Genomic DNA, 16,781 nt, shown 5'->3' on the forward strand with positions numbered 1-16,781 from the left:
TTATTTTTAGTTTTCTTCGATTAATTTAATTGCTTGCGTGATGGCAGCCGGTAAACCTGCGGGGTTCTTACCACCAGCTTGGGCCAAGTTTGGTCGGCCACCGCCGCCACCGCCGAAGGTTGCAGCAACACTCTTAATCATCGCACCGGCTTTCAGACCACTTGTTAAGGCCTGGTCATTCAGTGAAATAATCATGTTTGCCTTACCATCAATGGCTGCCGCCAGAATTAGAACATCAGACTTACCTTGACTCTTCCAATCATCAGCGAACTGTCTCAGATCGTTCATGCTTGTGACTTCAATCTGCTTTGCAATCACCTGCAGACCGTTAACTTCCTGCACGTCATCGAAAATATCACCGGTCTTGCTGCGGTTAATTTCCGCCTGTAGTTGCTCGGCCTCTTTTTGACTCGACTTTAGTGCAACTTGTAACTGGTTCACCTTCTCAGGCACATCCTGGACCTTCGTCGATTTAACCTCATCCTTAATCTGTTGTAACAGGTTCGAATGCTCGTTCAAGTATTCAAATGCCTCTTTACTGGTGATGGCTTCAATCCTCCTGGTGCCGGCACCAATCGCCTGCTCTGACACAATTTTGAATAAACCAATCTCACCGGTATTCGCCACATGAGTTCCACCACAGAACTCGATTGACCAACCGCCGATGTCTACCACGCGTACTTCATCGCCATATTTCTCACCGAATAACGCGATAGCACCCATCTTTCTGCCAGTCTCCTGGTCGGTAATCGTGGTCTCAACCGGAATTTGCGCCCAAATTTTTTCGTTGATCATTTTCTCTACCGCAACGAGCTGGGCCGGCGTAGTTGGCTCAAGGCTAGTGAAATCAAAGCGGAGGTATGTAGGTTCAACGAGGGATCCGGCTTGATGTGTATGATCCCCCAACGTATTCCGCAGCGCCTGATCCAACAGGTGAGTAGCGGTATGATTGCGCTGGACTTTTCTTCTAAACTCTGCGTCAATCTTCAATTGATATCGCGCACCCTTTTTAAGTGGCAAAATCACATCGACGTAGTGGAGATTCTGACCATTTGGCGCATGCTGCACATCGGTCACATTAGCAACTACCTCGCCAGACTCGTCAAGAATTTGTCCGACATCGGCCACTTGTCCACCCATTTCTGCATAGAACGGTGTTTTGTCGAAAATCAATTGAGCATGATCGGCGTTCGTTGTGTCAACGACCTGATCGTTAACTACAATCTCTAAAAGTTCGGCGTCATCAATCTCGAACGTGCCGTAAACGAATTCACTGTTATCCTTCAGCGCCATCAAGGTCTCATCCTGTGAACCCATGGATTGTGCCTTAGTCCGTGCAGAACGGGCCCGTTCCCGTTGGGCAGCCATCTCTTGTTCAAAGGCCGCTTGATCGACGGCCAGCCCGGCATCGGACGCATATTCAAAGGTCAACTCATACGGGAAACCATATGTATCAAACAACTTGAATGCATCTCGTCCAGCGATTACTTGTTGCCCACTCGCTTTTGCATCCTCAATCAGGTTATTCAAGAGACTTAATCCATCAGCCAACGTTTCCTGGAATCGCTCTTCCTCAAGCCTGATTACTTTAGCAATGAAATCAGCCTGCTCTGAGACCTCTGGGTAGTAAGACTTCATTATTTCACCAACCACTGGTACCAGTTTGTACAAAAATGCACCTTTTATACCCAGCTTTTGTCCATTAAGAGCCGCGCGCCGAAGCAAACGCCGCAAGACATAGCCCCGCCCCTCATTTGATGGCAAGGCACCATCACCGATGGCAAAGCTCACAGTCCGTGCGTGATCCGCAATGATTTTGTATGATACATCTGCGGTTTGGTCGTTCCCATACTTAGGACCACTGGCCAACTCCTCCGTTGCGTGAATTATTGGTAAGAATAGATCAGTCTCGAAGTTTGTCTTCGCATTCTGAATGACCGAAACCAGGCGTTCAAGGCCCATTCCCGTATCGATATTCTTATGTGGCTGCTCAACGTAAGTTCCATCAGGTAGGTGATTGAATTCGGAGAAGACAATATTCCAGATCTCCAGGTAACGTTCATTTTCACCACCAGGATAGCTCTCTTCATCGTCTTCGCTCAGATTATTAAACTCCTGACCACGGTCGTAGAAAATCTCTGAGTCGGGGCCACTAGGTCCCTCACCTATATCCCAGAAATTATCCTCAACTTTGAAGAGGTGATCCTCTGGCAAGCCGACCTTCTCAAGCCAGATCCGCGCAGCCTCTGTATCTTTCGGGTAAACAGTCACATAAAGTTTTGCCGGATCAAAATCAAGCCATTTAGGGCTGGTCAAGAATTCCCACGCCCAGGGAATAGCGTCCTCCTTGAAGTAATCACCAACAGAGAAGTTCCCAAGCATCTCAAAGAAAGTATGGTGGCGCGCCGTCTTACCGACATTCTCTATGTCATTCGTTCTAATCGACTTCTGCGCATTCGTAATCCGTGGATTCTTCGGGATTACTGAACCGTCGAAATACTTCTTCAGCGTGGCCACACCAGAATTAATCCACAGCAAAGTGGGATCATCCTTTGGGATGAGTGATGAACTTGGTTCAACCATATGATTCTTACTTTTGAAGAAATCGAGAAACATCTGTCTGATTTCTGCACTTGATAATTGCTTCATACTTGCTCCTTCACAAAAAAACACCCTTGCACACAAGGACGCGATTGCGCGGTACCACCTTGATTGCAACAGTGTTTTGTTACCTCTTTAGAGTTTATTTAATTATTTAACTTATGGGTAGCACCTGACCACTAATTAGGAATCTTTCCACCGCCGATTCTCTCTGTGCTAATCATTTAGGCCAAGCATGTCCCGTAACTGTTATATTTTACAATGACAAAAAACGCGTGTCAATGCTAATCTTCTCTACCTTTACGTGCGCGACGTGCATCACGAGCAGCCTGTCTTTGACTAATCTTGCGTTTCTGCTGCTGATCACGCGCAATCGCCGTCTTGATCCGTTTTTTATAACCAGGTTTTCTCTTAATCTTGGACTTCTTGACGAGTCCTACTAATTTAGGATCAAGCTTCTCATTCGTTGCCTCGCGTTTCTTTCTGCGACCGAAATCAGCTCGATCAACGAGTTCACCGTTCTTGATTGCCTTAATTTCAAACTTGATACCTAGGTGCTCCAGTTGATGCACGGGCTCCATCTCGTCAGCAGTTACCAAAGAAATGGCAGTTCCCTCCATGTTGTTTCGACCAGTCCGACCGACACGATGAATGAAGAATTCTAAATCTTTTGGTAAAGCAGCGTTAATCACCAGTGAGATGCCCTCAATATCAATTCCACGAGCTGCCAGGTCTGTTGCGACAATGTATTGATACTTCAGATCCTGTACATCACGCATTACTCGTTTGCGTTCACGAACCGAAATATCACCGTGAATCTTAGCGACTACGAGCCCTTTTTTGCTGAGATAATGATGAATCTCATCAACATCACTTTTCGTGTTGGCAAAAATCAGGACCATGTATGGCTGACCAATGTTTAACAAATCGTAAATAACACCGTTACGGCTGCGACCACCAATGTCAATCAAGTAATTATGAACAGTTGGGGAGATCACCGTTGGGTTATCAATCACGATATACTCCGGCTTCTGGAGATACTTGTTCAAGAACGGCTTAAGCCGAGCAGGAATGGTTGCTGAAAAGACGCTGATGTTAACATCTTGATTCAAGCGTGATGCAATCTCATCGATATCATTCAAGAAGCCTAAATCGAGTGTCATATCGGCTTCATCAATAATCATAGTTTGGACATCTTCAGCCTTAATTAACTTCTTCTCAATGAAATCCTTGATGCGGCCTGGTGTACCAATCACTATCTGTGGCCGCTGGTGTTCCACCTTTGCCATCTGTCGTTCGCGGTCAATGCCACCGGCCAGATGCATGATACTCACCGCAAGTCCACTTCGTTCACGTAAGTCTCTGGCATTATCAAATAATTGCTGGGCCAGTTCCCGACTTGGGGCAGTAATAATTGCCTGCGTCGTCTTTTGTGCAGTGTCAATCGTGTTGAATACCGGAATCATGAAGGCATGTGTCTTACCCGAACCTGTCGCTGCCTGGACCACCAAATTATTTCCGTCCAGTAGCTTAGGAATCACTCCCGTCTGAACTCGCGTTGGTTCGCTAAAGCCTAGTTGCTTAATGCCGGCCCGTAGTTCCGGCCTAATGAGTTCGTTTTGAAAAATATTATTCGCCATGTTTCTCCTTTTTGTAGGCTGCTGAGGCTTCAATTAACTCTTGGATGATTTGCTGAACTTCAGTCTGATCCTTCGCGTTTGCGCCACTAGCTAGAGCGTGACCACCGCCGTCATGCTTCTTCGCCAATTCATTCACGATTGGACCCTTCGAACGGTAATGCACCCGATAGCTGCCGTTCGCTTTTTCCACGAAAATCAACCAGGCCAGAACTTCCTTCAAACGGCCCGGTCCACTAACAACGGCATTGGCACCCTCTTCGTCGACACCAAGTTCCTGTAACTTAGCCTGACTAATGACGACGTATGCAGCGCCGCTCTTGTCGATCGTCAATTCATCAAGCGCAGCATTTTGTAACTTAGCTTGAGCAAATGTGACAGACTGAATATTCTGGGAGATTTCGTTATGATTGATGCCCGTTTCAACCAACTTTTGGGCCATCAAAAAAGTACTTGCACTAGTGGAGCTAAACAAGAATCTCCCTGTGTCACCGACGATACCAGCGTACAATGCGTATGCAGAATCAGCTGTTAATGATAACACACCATTTGAGGATTCGATCAACTCAGCAATTATTTCCGAACTGCTGGACGCCTGATCATCAACGTATTGCATGTCACCGTATGAATCGTCATTTGGGTGGTGGTCGATCTTGATGAGCTCAGCTCCTTGAAGGAAGCGTTGGTCACTAATTCTCGGTGTGTTTGCTGTATCCACCACGATGACCAGGGCGCCAACGTAATCGGCATCTGCCACGTTGTCCATCGTCGTAATCCAATCAAGATCACCAACTGATTCGCCGGCCATTAAGACCTGTTTCTGTGGAAAAGCATGCCGTAGTACAAGCGCAAGCCCGCTCTGTGATCCAAGCGCATCTGGATCCGGGCTTTGATGCCTGTGAATAATTATCTTATCATATTCCTCAATTTTGGCTAAAATCTCACTAAATTTATTCATAAATTCCATCTTCCTAGCTCTTAAGCAACTATTGTGTTTCAAATAACGGTAGTGTTAGTTCTTCCACTTGATCATCAATGAAGTTTGTTGTTGAAATACCGAGCAAACGAATACCAAGCTCTAAAAACTCGGGAAACTCGTCTAACAATGAAACTGCGGCTCGGTAGATCACATCCTCATCCTGCGTAACCTCTTTAATTGTGGTGCGTTTCGTCACCGTCTCAAAGTCCTTCGATCTAATCTTCAAGACGATTGTCTGGCTGCGTAAATGTTTCTCCCTTAGAATCTGCGCAATGGAGCCGGTAAAGTCCTGCAAGTAAGGCAGAGCCCGTTCCCTGTCCACAATAACCGGTTCAAACGTGCGCTCCTTCCCCACGGACTTTCTCTTACGCTGACCGATTACTTCTCGTAAATCGATTCCGTGCGCATGTTGCGCATAATAATAGCCAGCCTTCTTGAACTTAGCTATCAACCAGCGCACGTCCTTTTGTTGAAGATCATAACCAGTGTTGATCCCAATTTCGTGCATCAACACGGCCGTTTTCTTACCAATGCCCGGGAAATCCCCCACATCTTTGGTCGCCAGAAACGCTTGCGCCACATCCGGCAGAATTATTGCTCTGCCAAACGGTTTCGCATACTCAGAAGCCAGCTTAGCCAGAAATTTATTGTAACTGATCCCAACGGAGCATGTTAAGTGTGTTTGGCGATAAATCTCTTGTTGTAAAAATTGGGCCAGCTCAATTGTGGTCAACTTGCCCAGCTTGTTCTGAGTGACATCCAGGTACGCCTCATCCAGTGCTACTGATTCTACAATGTCGGTTACCTCATGCATGATCGCATGAATAGTGGCCGAGACCGCCCGATACTTGACGAAGTCGGGTGTAACAAAGACGAGCTCTTTTGCCGGTATGTTGTCCAATGCTTTTTGCGCGGGCATGGCCGAGCCAACACCATATTTACGAGCGCGATAATTAGCCGTGGTAATTACGCCATGACCACGATGCTTCCGTGGGTCGTGTGCAATTACCAGTGCCTTCGTCTTCAGGACAGGATTATCCCGCTCCTCGACTGACGCGTAGAAGGCATCCATGTCTAAGTGAATTACTTTTCTATTTGTGTCATTTGGTGGCAATAGATCCATCGATGCCATTTGCTTTAAATCCACTTATCGGTCGCAGATTCGAAGATCTGGTTTGCTTCCTTTGGTCCCATGCAAAATGGTGGATATTGATGAAGGCCCTTTTTCCCAGCCTGTGCCCAGAATTGTTCGATCCGGTCGATATACTGCCATGAAGATTTTAGCTCGTGCCAATTCGTGAAATTGGTGCAATCCGCCACTAATGCATCCCCAATCAGACGCTCATAAGCATCCGGCACGTCATCTTTGATGTGCTCTTCGTACTCGTAGATTAGCCTCTGCTCCTTCAAGCCAGCATGTGCAACTCTTTTACCGTTCAACACTAAGGAGATCGTATTAGTTGGGTCAATCTCCAGGGTCAACACATTCTGACTAGCATCGTCATACAGGTTGGTGGTGTTTTTAAAAATGATATTGACCACACTCTGCTTGACAGCCATACGCTTACCTGTACGAATGTAGATTGGAACACCTGCAAGGGGACCGACACCAAACTTAATTTTACCTGCAATGAAGGTCTCGGTACTCGAGTCTGGGCTAACCTGATTCTCAGCCACGTAGGCCAACGTATCTTCGTCGCCAGCATATTGACCACGGACAAAGTCGTGCGCTAATTCCGCAGCATCCGGCTCCACCAGACTATTGAGCACCGCTTGCTTACTTTCATGAATCTCGTGCGCGGTTAGGTTTTTAGGCTCAGGCATTGCTAAAACTGTGGCAATCTGAAAAATATGATTTTGGACCATGTCACGCAATGCGCCTGCGGTCTCGTAGTAGCCACCACGCGCCTCGACACCTAATTGCTCAGCTAGTGTAATCTGAATACTTGCAATATTGTCCGCATTCCAAATGGCCTTCATGATGGGATTACTAAACCTTAACGGGAGAATATCTTGAATCATTTCCTTACCCAGGTAGTGGTCGATGCGGTAGACGTCTTCTTCATCGAAGGATGCATTAATCTGTTTATTGAGCACGGTCGCACTCTCTAGATTATTCCCAAAGGGCTTCTCGATGATCAGCCGGTTAAATCCCCGACCTAGAATGTGTTCATCATGAATGTGTGTCGCAATCGTGCCAAAGAAACGGGGTGACATTGCCATATAGAAAATTCGGTTACCATGAGTCTGATACTTCTCTTCCAGCTGATCAGACAGTTGATTGAGCGCCTTGTAATGCTCCGTATCGGTTACGTCGTGTGATTGATAGTAGAAATGGGACGCAAATTCAGTTACGCCAGTCGTATCGTTTGTACTTTCCTCAATTGCTTCCGTCACAATATTTTGAAAGTATTCGTGGGACCAAGGTCTTCTAGCGGTGCCAATCACTGCGAAATGTTCCTTGATGAATCCCCGTTTATACAAATTGAACAAGGCTGGGTAGAGTTTCCTATGTGCCAGGTCGCCAGACCCGCCGAAAATAATAAATGTTGTTGAAATTTCTGTCTGCATCATTGTTCCTCTTTTATCCATTCTGCTTACATTCTACACTATTACTGATTAGCACGATAATAAAAAAACACCAAAAGGTGTTTTAGTTTGATGCCTGTTTATTAGTTATCTGACTTTTCGTCGTCAGTTGTCGGTTCTGCTTCTGTTTGGGCAGCACCCTCATCCTTCTCCGTAGACTGTTCATTTGTCGTTTCAGTTGTGACAGTCGGGATCACATCCCGGACTGCAGTCTGATTAAAGGTTAGGTAAATGCCATCAGCGTCAATCACAACAGTATGATTGCTATCATTGACTTCATCAATCTTGCCGTGTAGACCACTAATCAAGACAACCTGATCGCCCTTCTTCAAAGCCTTAATCATTTCCATGCGCTTTTGGTTCTGTTTCTTTTGTGGACGGAGCATTGTGAAGTAGGTGAATGCAATCAGTAGCAAGAATGCGAATATCATGATCATGTTACTGCCACCAGCTGCTGCTCCAACTAAAAAAGTATTCAATCTAACACCTCATCTATTTTCTAAAAGTCTCTACTTGAATCATTATAGCCATATTTCTCGAAAAAATCAGCCCTAAATTCTAATAACTCATCATTCATGATGGCAGCACGCACTTTTTTCATCAAGTTAAGTAGAAAATAGACGTTATGATAGCTAGTAAGTCTGATACCGAAGGTCTCATCTGCCTTAATCAAGTGACGGATATAGGCCCGCGTGTAATTGCGGCAGGCGTAACAATCACACTCTGGATCCATCGGTGTGAAATCATGGGCATATTTAGCATTCTTTACAACTAAACGGCCATGACTGGTCATGACGGTACCATTTCTGGCAATTCTCGTGGGTAAGACACAATCGAACATATCGATACCACGAATTACGCCATCAATCAACGCATCTGGTGAGCCAACGCCCATCAGGTAACGGGGCTTATTCTGCGGCAATAAGGGAGTGGTAAATTCTAGCATCCGGTTCATTTCTTCCTTAGATTCACCCACACTCAATCCACCAATTGAATAACCCGGGAAATCGAGCGAGACTAGATCTTGGGCACTTTGACGCCGTAATTCTTCATGTGGTCCGCCCTGAACGATACCAAATAGGGCTTGGGTATCAGGATTTCTGTGTGCTTTTAGACCGCGCTCGGCCCAACGTGAGGTCCGCGCAACGGATTTCTGCAGGTATTCAAAGTCTGAGAAGTATGGTGGACACTCATCCAAGCTCATCATGATGTCTGGACCAAGATCATTTTCAATTCCAATTGCTTTCTCGGGGGAAAGGAACATCTTCGCACCCGAAATATGGCTCTTAAATGTGACTCCCTCTTCCTTGATGTCCCGCATCTGCGCCAAAGAAAATACCTGAAAGCCACCAGAATCGGTCAGGATTGCTTGATCCCAGTTCATGAACTTATGTAGTCCACCGGCCTCCTTCACGATTTCCGGTCCCGGTCTTTGCCAGAGATGATATGTATTAGCGAGGATTACCCCCGCCCCCATCTCTTTTAATTCCTCCGGTGCCAAAGTCTTTACTGAGGCCTGGGTACCAACGGGCATGAACATCGGTGTCTGGAACGTACCATGTGGTGTTGTAATCTCGCCCAATCTAGCACCGGTTTTTTTATCTTGATGAATTAATTTATACGTTAACGGTGAGCTCACAAATATTTCCTTTCAAAAAAAGATTCACTAGCACATACTAGCGAATCAATGGTGTACAAGTCAAATAATCAGGTTATTTTTCTCCGTACATTAACTATTTGATAAACATTGCATCGCCAAAACTGAAGAAACGGTATTTCTCCTGCACAGCGTGTTTGTAGGCGTTTAGAATCGTCTCTCGTCCAGTAAACGAGGCCACGAGCATTACGAGCGTGGACTTCGGTAAATGAAAGTTTGTGATGAACGCGTCAACAACCTTCCATTCATAGCCCGGATAAATAAAAATATCCGTCCAGCCAGATTCCGCCACGATTTTACCATCATTTCTAGTAGCAATAGTTTCGAGTGTCCGGATACTAGTCGTTCCCGTAGCCACGATTCGGCCACCGTTTTGTTTGACCTCGTTCAGGGTCCTTGCGGCGTCCTCAGACAGGGAATAGAACTCACTGTGCATCTCGTGATCCAGAATATTTTCTTCCGAGACTGGTCTAAAAGTCCCAAGGCCCACATGCAGTGTCAGATAGACTAGCTTAACACCCTTAGCCTGAACTTTTGCCAATAAATCTTTAGTCCAATGTAAGCCTGCTGTAGGAGCAGCGGCCGAACCCATTTCCTTCGCATAGACCGTCTGGTAGCGCTCCGGATCGTCCAGCTTCTCCTTAATGTATGGTGGCAGGGGCATCTCACCCAAAGCTTCTAATACCTCAAGAAAGATTCCTTCATAACTAAACGTAATTTCTCGACCACCGAAGTCCAGCTCCTTAGTCACAGTGGCCTTCAGTGCGCCGTCACCAAAGTCAATCACCGAACCTACCGGAACTTTTTTGGCTGGCTTAGCAAGTACTTCCCACTTATCACCTACGATATTCTTCAACAAAAGCAGTTCAATGTGGGCACCTGTCCCCTCTTTCAATCCATGTAATCTGGCAGGCATCACACGGGAATCGTTCATCACAAGTGCATCCCCGGCGTGCAACTGGTCAATGATATTGTAGAAATGTTGATCCAGTAATTCGCCCGTTTGGTGATCAAGTACTAGTAGTCTTGAGGTGTCACGTTGCTCAATTGGAGTCTGAGCAATCAGTTCTTCCGGTAAATCGTAGTCAAAATCTTCAGTAGTTAACATTAATCTTCTCCTAAAAAATCAATTCCAAGGTGCTTGTACGCCTTTTGGGTAACGGCGCGACCCCTTTGTGTTCGTTTGATAAAACCCTTTTGCAAGAGGTATGGTTCATACACCTCTTCAATTGTTTCTTGGTCCTCACCCACATTGGCTGCGATGGCCTTGATTCCAACAGGGCCGCCGTGATAGTTATTAATCATCATCAAAAGGAGCCGTCTGTCTGTCTGATCTAAGCCCTCGATATCAACCTGTAACTTGTCCAGCGCTTCACGCGTGGTTTCTAGGGAAATCTTCCGCTCGTTTTTCACCTCGGCAAAGTCCCGTACCCGCTTCAACAACCGATTGCTGACCCGTGGTGTCCCCCGTGAACGCCGGGCAAGCTCATCTGCCGCGGACACATCAATTTCAGAATCGAATACTTTTGCGGTTCGTTGCACAATTTTTCGTAAATCAGACACATCGTAGAACTGCATGTGCTCAACAATGCCGAATCGATCGCGTAACGGGGCGGACAGTTGACCAGCACGCGTCGTCGCGCCGATGAGCGTGAACGGTGGCAGTGGAACGTGGACAGGATGGGTAGCCTGCCCCTGACCAACGACGATGTCAATGTAGAAGTCCTCCATTGCCGAATAAAGTACCTCCTCCACCGCCTTTGGCAACCTGTGAATCTCGTCGATGAACAAAACATCTCCGGGATCAAGTTCTGATAAGAGAGCAACTAAATCTCCGGCTTTCTCAATGGCTGGCCCACTTGTACTCTTGATCTTCACCTGTAATTCGTTTGCGATAACCATTGCAAGTGTAGTTTTACCGAGCCCAGGTGGCCCGTACAAAAGGACGTGATCTAGCGCCTCTTCTCTTTTCTTGGCCGCAGAAATATAGATCGCCATCTCTTCTTTAACCTTTGTCTGGCCAATATACTGAGAAAGAAATTGTGGCCTGAGTGATAACTCTAATTTTTCTTCATCCGCATCATAGTTATCTTGTGCTAACAATCTATCGTCCGTCATTTAGTTACCTTTTTCAATAATAAATTTAACCCGAGTTTGATGTAATCCTCAGCGTGATCGAAATTATTCTCCAATAATTTGGGTGTAATCTTATCGACTTCCTTCTGAGTATAGCCTAAGGCAACAAGTGCCAGTAATGCATCATTTAGATCGGGTGAGACAGCCGCCTGATCGAAGATACTTTGTTGTCCTACCGCATAATCACCCAATTTGCCCTTCAAATCAAGCACAATCTGTGATGCGGTCTTCCTTCCGACCCCGGGGAATTTAGTCAAGTACGCTGTCTCGCCGTTCTCAATTGCGTTGGCCAGGCTAGTAGTGTTCTCTGCCGCCATAATTGCCAGCGCACTTTTGGGACCAATACCGGAGACACTCAAGAGCTTCAGAAATAAGGCCTTATCCTCAGCCGAGGCAAAGCCGTACAAGCTGTGCTCCGTATCCCGGATAATTTGTTCAACGAAAAGCTTCGCTTCTTGATTCACATCATAGGTGTAGGGCGTGGGACAATAAAGCTTGTAGCCAATACCAGAAACATCTAACACTAAATAACCGGGGGTAATTGCCGTAATGATACCTTTCAAATATTCGTACATAGTAAAACTCCTCGATTCCTAAGTTGTTGCTGTCAAAGCTAGTCTAGTTCTAATTTAGCAGTTTTTTGGACTCGTTTAAACATCTTCTGCAGATCTCGCTTCGAGAAATGAACCAGAATCAGTTTACCCGTCGGGCTCTGGTATGGTGAATCGGCGTTTTGCAAGTCGTCTAATAAGCTCTGACCAGTTTCTAGATTGAAGCGGGTATTCTGCTGCTGGCCGTGCTGCACGGACTGCTGCACCGCAAACAGCACAACTTGCTGTTTAAAATCCGACACATCACTTCGTGGATTGTTGAAGTAGAGATTAAGCGTAGCTCGAGCATATTTCTCTTCAAAGCCCGCCGGTATCCAATTAGGATGGCTCTTCATGATGAGGCTATTCCGGCCAAAATCCTCTAGTACTAAGCCTACTTCTTTAAACAAATCTAGATGGTCTAGTACTTGTTCATATTCTGTGTTGTTTAACTCCAAGATTATGGGGGTCAACAGCACCTGCTGCGTGAGCGTCAGCTCAGTTAATTCTTGTTCCAGCTTGTTATACCGCAGGCGAGCCATTGCCTCCTTGGCGTCTACCAGGTAAAATCCGCTGGTACTGTCCGCAACAATCAGCCCGTTATGTAGCTGACCGATATATGTTAACGCAGGAAAACCGGCTTGTAAAACCTGATCCGTCGAACCATGCGCCACATCTGTCGCTTTGACCAGTGCACCACCAAATGGCAACAATCCTGTCTGAATTTGGACGTTTTGTGCCCAGCTAGGTGAGACTAGCGACTGATCAGGGTCTGATACCGAAATATTGAGCTCGCTGACCTCAAGTTCTCTATGCTCTACCGTAAATCCAGCAGAATTCTCGTGTACCTCAGCACCCGCTTGCTGGTCGTTCTCTTTTGGGGCTGCGATGTCTGCCGCATTGCTTTTGTTCAGGTTAAACACCATTTGGTCGTAGCTCGTCGTATCTGTTGGGTTGGTTAGATTAGTCAGCGCGTCGCCCGAGTTCGAGTTTCGTTCAAGCGCTTTTGCAACCGTATTGATAATCAGTCTGCTAAGGCTTGATTCCTTTGATAAACGAACCTCCTGCTTCGTTGGATGCACATTGACATCGACCAATAATGGATCCAATTTGATATTCAATACGAAAATCGGAAATTTACCTAGGCCAATTTTCGAGCCATATCCTGCCATAATTGCCTTACTCAGCTGAAAATTCTTGATATAACGCCCATTGAGGAGAATAGAAATGTAATTCCGATTCGCCCGCGTAATGTCGGGTGGCGTCATCAGGCCAGTAATGACAAAGTCTGCATCAGAACCGCTAAATTCAATCAGCTGACTGGCTACGATCCGCCCATAGATGTGCGCCATATCCTGGCGCAAGTCGCCACTACCATTTGTGAGTAGCAAATCTTTCTTTTCACTCTTCAGCGAGATCTTGAGCTCGGGATGACTCAGGGCAATCCGATTGACGATATCAATAATCTTCGTCGTCTCCGTCGTCTCCGATTTGAGATACTTCAACCGCGCAGGCGTGTTGTAAAAGAGGTCCCGCACACTAATTCTCGTTCCCTTTTTCGCAGCAGCTGGCTTTTGCGTCAGCTTCCGCCCATCGGCAAAGGTGGCACTAACACCTGCAGCACCACCAGTATTAGTCAGAATAGCCACATGGGCTACGGCACTAATAGATGCGAGTGCCTCACCCCGAAAGCCCAGAGTGCGAATCTTAAATAAGTCCGCCTTTGTACTAATCTTGCTTGTCGCGTGCCGGCGAAAAGCTAAATCCAACTGATTTGGTGCAATACCACTACCATTATCCTCAATCACGATTTCCCGTAGTCCGGCCTCCACAAAGGAGATCTTGATTTGACTACTACCCGCATCAATGGCGTTCTCCAGTAATTCCTTCACCACCGAACTTGGACGTTCGATTACTTCACCAGCAGCAATTTGGTCACTCAATTCAGGTGATAATTCTTTAATTTCTGCCATATTAATCCTCGTTATTCAACTCTTGTTGCCATTGGCTCACTGTATTCATCAATTCAAGTGGCGTCTTGTCAGCCAAGTACAACGACCTAATCGTGCTGATTACGTCCTTCTCTACGTCACTGATTGTATCTTCCGAATCAAACAGAGCTAATTGTTCCGTATTCTTGGTTGACGCGGAATGTTGGTCCTGCTCCAGCTGATGCAACATCGTCGTGGCTTCTGCAAGTACCGGTTGCGGGAGCCCCGCTAGCTTCGCCACATGAATCCCATAAGATTCGTCCGCTGCCCCAGGCAATACTTTATGCAAGAAAATTAATTCGCCATTTTTTTCGGTAGCACCGACATGCACGTTCTTCAAGTGGGTTAGCGTCTGATCGAGCATCGTCAACTCATGATAGTGTGTGGCAAACATTGTCTTAGCATGAATATTATTATGTAAGTACTTAATAATTGCACCGGCGAGTGCCATCCCATCATAAGTGGCCGTCCCCCGACCAATCTCATCGAAGATCACCAGGGACTTTTTAGTAGCATGCATCAAAGCCTGATTTGCCTCGTTCATCTCAACCATGAAGGTACTCTGGCCAGAAATCAGGTCGTCCGCAGCGCCAATTCTGGTAAATATTTGGTCAAAAATCGGCAGCTTGGCCGTTTCGGCGGGAATAAAAGAACCAATCTGGGCCATCACAACAATCAGAGCTAGTTGGCGCATGTACGTGCTCTTACCAGACATGTTCGGTCCAGTAATCAAGAAAATATTGCTACTCTCATCCATTAGCACGTCATTTGGGATATAGTCCCGTTTGGCCAGAACCTGTTCCACCACCGGGTGACGCCCGTTAACAATCTGAATATTCTGGTCTTTTTCATTGATGGTCGGCTTAGTGTACTGATTCTTCTCTGCTAAAACCGCGAAGTCCGCTAGGACATCCAATGTAGCTATCTCTTGACCCAACTTTTGTAGTTGGGGGATGTATTGCTTAATCTGATCGCGCAGCTTGACGAAAAGTTCGTGCTCGAGGTCCGTTGATTTATTCTCTGCCTCGAGAATTAAATGTTCATGCTCCTTCAATTCAGGCGTTATATACCGCTCTGCATTGGTCAAAGTCTGCTTTCTCTGGTAGCGCTCCTCAGGCACATTTGCCTTGTTTGCGTTAGTCACCTCGATGTAGTAACCAAAGACCTTGTTAAAGCCGATTTTGAGCGTATTAATTCCCGTCTGCTCACGTTCCTTTGCTTCAAGCTCCGCCACCCAACGCTTGCCATTTGTCATGACGTCAACGTAACGGTCAAGCTGGTCATTATAACCCGGACGAATTAGTCCGCCATCTGTGGTGGAAACGGGTGGGTCATCGACCAATGCTGTCGTAATCAGCTCTGCCACATTTTGCATTGGGTCAAGTTGTGAAGCAAAGTCTAGCAGCGTCTTGCTCTGGGACTGGCGAAGTGTAGCGAGTATCAAAGGAACCTGCTTCAACGAGCGGGCCAGCTGCAACAATTCACGTCCATTGACGCTGCCAAAAGCAATGCGGCCAGTCAAGCGCTCCAGATCATACACACCGGCAAGTGCATCTAGAACACTCTCCCGCGTGAAGTAATCGTCTAGCAGAGCTTCGACCATCTCTTGGCGTGCCACAACATCCTGTTTCCTAATCAGGGGGCGGTCAATCCACTGTTTAAGGAGGCGTCCACCCATCGCTGTCTTTGTTTGATCCAACAACCAGTACAGCGAACCCGCCTTTTTCTGTGTTTTGTTGGAATTTAGCAACTCCAAATTCTGCTTCACGACGTGACTCATCTGGAGGTAACTACTTGGCTCGTATGTCTTGGCTATTTGGAGGTGAGCGAGGCTCCTCTTCTGGGTAGCCACCAGATAATCGATTAGCTGGCTCGTGCTTAGACGTTCCTCTTCGTTAGTGAGGTTCTGGGTGACAAATGACGTCTCACTTGACGGTTGTTCCGGTTTAAACGGCTTTGAAATGATGATGTTAGCCTTGGCAAAATAATCTTTTTGCTGATCAGTGAGTGCGCCCGACCAAACAACCTCTTTCGTTCTGAGCGACAGTAATTCATTGAATGTGCTGTCAAAGTCCACTAGATGGGTCGTCTCTATCTCACCTGTTGCGAGGTCGGCATACCCCAATCCATAACCCGCGCTGGTCAGTACAACTGAGGTCAGATAATTATTGGTCTTTGCATGATTGGGCCGATCATCAACCATTGTCCCGGGTGTGATCAGTTGAATGACATCCCTTTTGACCATCCCTTCAGCCAGCTTTGGATCCTCCAGTTGCTCGCTAATGGCGACCTTATAGCCTTTCTCAACCAGAGTATCGATGTAGCTTTGGACCGCGTGATGAGGCACACCGGCCATTGGAATTGGATGTTCAACATTCTTGTTTCTGTGCGTGAGTGTCAGTTCAAGAATCTGTGCCCCCTTCACAGCGTCGTCCTCGAAGAGTTCATAGAAATCGCCCACACGATAAAACAAGAAGGCATCAGCATACTGTGCTTTTATTTTCCTGTACTGTTGCATCATTGGTGTATCTGCTTGTGGCATCTTAATCATCTCTCCTAAAAATAATACTTTCTCATCATTATACCGTAAAATCTCCCCCG

Annotated in this window: 12 protein-coding genes; all 12 read right to left on the reverse strand. The window is 46.5% G+C overall.

Annotation, left to right across the window (positions count from 1 at the left end; all coding sequences use genetic code 11):
• Positions 1–6: 6 nt before the first annotated feature.
• Positions 7–2,649, reverse strand: a complete 2,643-nt coding sequence (gene alaS, locus FC62_RS05790; protein ID WP_056946460.1) for an alanine--tRNA ligase — start codon at positions 2,647–2,649, stop codon at positions 7–9.
• 236 nt (positions 2,650–2,885) lie between these two features.
• Positions 2,886–4,241 (reverse strand): DEAD/DEAH box helicase, encoded by a 1,356-nt coding sequence (locus tag FC62_RS05795; RefSeq protein WP_056946462.1) that lies wholly within the window; start codon positions 4,239–4,241, stop codon positions 2,886–2,888.
• On the reverse strand, positions 4,231–5,196 hold the full coding sequence (locus FC62_RS05800) for a DHH family phosphoesterase (RefSeq protein WP_056946464.1): 966 nt from the start codon (positions 5,194–5,196) through the stop codon (positions 4,231–4,233). The genes FC62_RS05795 and FC62_RS05800 overlap by 11 nt, the downstream gene beginning before the upstream one ends.
• Before the next feature lie 28 nt (positions 5,197–5,224).
• Positions 5,225–6,349 (reverse strand): DNA polymerase IV, encoded by a 1,125-nt coding sequence (gene dinB, locus FC62_RS05805; protein WP_056946785.1) that lies wholly within the window; start codon positions 6,347–6,349, stop codon positions 5,225–5,227.
• 5 nt (positions 6,350–6,354) lie between these two features.
• Entirely contained in the window at positions 6,355–7,788 is a 1,434-nt protein-coding gene (gene zwf, locus FC62_RS05810; protein ID WP_056946466.1) for a glucose-6-phosphate dehydrogenase, read from the reverse strand.
• A gap of 101 nt (positions 7,789–7,889) precedes the next feature.
• Entirely contained in the window at positions 7,890–8,285 is a 396-nt protein-coding gene (gene yajC, locus FC62_RS05815; RefSeq protein ID WP_075362776.1) for a preprotein translocase subunit YajC, read from the reverse strand.
• A gap of 20 nt (positions 8,286–8,305) precedes the next feature.
• Positions 8,306–9,445 (reverse strand): tRNA guanosine(34) transglycosylase Tgt, encoded by a 1,140-nt coding sequence (gene tgt, locus FC62_RS05820; RefSeq protein WP_056946468.1) that lies wholly within the window; start codon positions 9,443–9,445, stop codon positions 8,306–8,308.
• Between the two features lie 94 nt (positions 9,446–9,539).
• Positions 9,540–10,571, reverse strand: coding sequence for a tRNA preQ1(34) S-adenosylmethionine ribosyltransferase-isomerase QueA (queA, locus tag FC62_RS05825; protein ID WP_056946470.1), 1,032 nt, complete (start codon positions 10,569–10,571; stop codon positions 9,540–9,542).
• Positions 10,571–11,581 (reverse strand): Holliday junction branch migration DNA helicase RuvB, encoded by a 1,011-nt coding sequence (gene ruvB, locus FC62_RS05830; protein WP_054745545.1) that lies wholly within the window; start codon positions 11,579–11,581, stop codon positions 10,571–10,573. The genes queA and ruvB overlap by 1 nt, the downstream gene beginning before the upstream one ends.
• Positions 11,578–12,174 carry a Holliday junction branch migration protein RuvA gene (gene ruvA, locus FC62_RS05835; RefSeq protein WP_054745543.1) on the reverse strand — a complete coding sequence of 199 codons (597 nt, stop codon included), beginning with the start codon at positions 12,172–12,174 and terminating at the stop codon, positions 11,578–11,580. Before ruvA ends, ruvB begins: the two co-directional genes overlap by 4 nt.
• A gap of 38 nt (positions 12,175–12,212) precedes the next feature.
• The gene (gene mutL / locus FC62_RS05840) at positions 12,213–14,162 is read right to left on the reverse strand and encodes a DNA mismatch repair endonuclease MutL (RefSeq protein ID WP_056946472.1); all 1,950 of its coding nucleotides are present in this window, start codon (positions 14,160–14,162) and stop codon (positions 12,213–12,215) included.
• Between the two features lies 1 nt (position 14,163).
• A complete protein-coding gene (gene mutS, locus FC62_RS05845; protein WP_056946474.1) occupies positions 14,164–16,722 on the reverse strand; it encodes a DNA mismatch repair protein MutS in 2,559 nt (852 codons plus the stop codon).
• Between the last annotated feature and the right edge of the window lie 59 nt (positions 16,723–16,781).

Source organism: Amylolactobacillus amylotrophicus DSM 20534 (assembly GCF_001434555.1).
Taxonomy (GTDB): Bacteria; Bacillota; Bacilli; order Lactobacillales; family Lactobacillaceae; genus Amylolactobacillus; species Amylolactobacillus amylophilus.